We start from the raw sequence: 926 nt of genomic DNA on the forward strand, positions 1-926 counted from the left end.
GGTCACACCCGTTGCTCCGGTTACACCCGTTGTTCCCGTTGCTCCGGTCACACCGATAGTCTCCGTGCTAGCTCCTAAGAGTTCCGATGAAACAAGCCGATGAGCTGTCACTAATTCACCTGTAGCCGTCTTTCCCCAAACAGAAAGATCGGTCTGAGCTGCAGCAACGCCCTCTGTTGTGAAATCAAATTCAAAGCTATCAAGATTAGCAAAGTAATTTTTTGTTATTACTTGATTTGGTAAGGCTACCAAAAGTTCAAGTACATATAGCGTTCTTGTACCGTTTAAGGCATAACCTTGTATGAGTACAGTCGCAGAATTAACTAAATCCCTATTTTCAATTATTACTGTTATCTGTTGAGTAGACCTCATGCCATTGATAGCACTGTTTTCTATCGGTCCGCTTGATAAGATGGCCATTTATGTTATCCCTCCTAGTCATATAGTTGGATAATTAATCTAGTTTGGATAATAAATTCAGCGAAATAATTAATCTCCAATTTTAAAATATGCAATATTTAAGAAGAAGTACTGGACTTAATTAACATCTCTGTTTTGTAGAAAGACGTGCCGGGTCGCTCGTGGTCTGCTGTGCGGACGAAACTTAGAGAAAAGAATATCCTTGTTTGTAATGGACATAATTTCCAGTAGGAGGTGTTATGTTGGGGTTTAGCTTTGGAGTCATGTTCTGGCAGATTGCTTTTGTGGGTGTACCGTTGGTATTGATTATAAGTTTCATTTTCAGAAAGGCACGGAATAGAAATTAAAAGAGCTGCGTGGATTTCGTCTGGATCGGAGGGAGCGTCCGCGCTCCTGGCGCTTGTGCTTCAGCTCAAGGGGCGCTCCTGGTGTGCCTGGCTGCGTGCTTCTTCTGGAGACGAACAAAAGGACGGGCGTGGCCGTCCTGGGTGTGTGAGCTGCGCCGG

1 pseudogene is annotated in these 926 nt (G+C 44.0%); it reads right to left on the minus strand.

The features are described 5' to 3' along the window. Positions 1 to 420, minus strand: a pseudogene (locus tag A6049_RS32250) (YVTN family beta-propeller repeat-containing protein); the annotation flags it as partial. Positions 421 to 926 lie beyond the last annotated feature (506 nt).

Origin of the sequence: Paenibacillus sp. O199, from assembly GCF_001636635.1 — a bacterium.
Taxonomy (GTDB): Bacteria; Bacillota; Bacilli; order Paenibacillales; family Paenibacillaceae; genus Paenibacillus; species Paenibacillus marchantiae.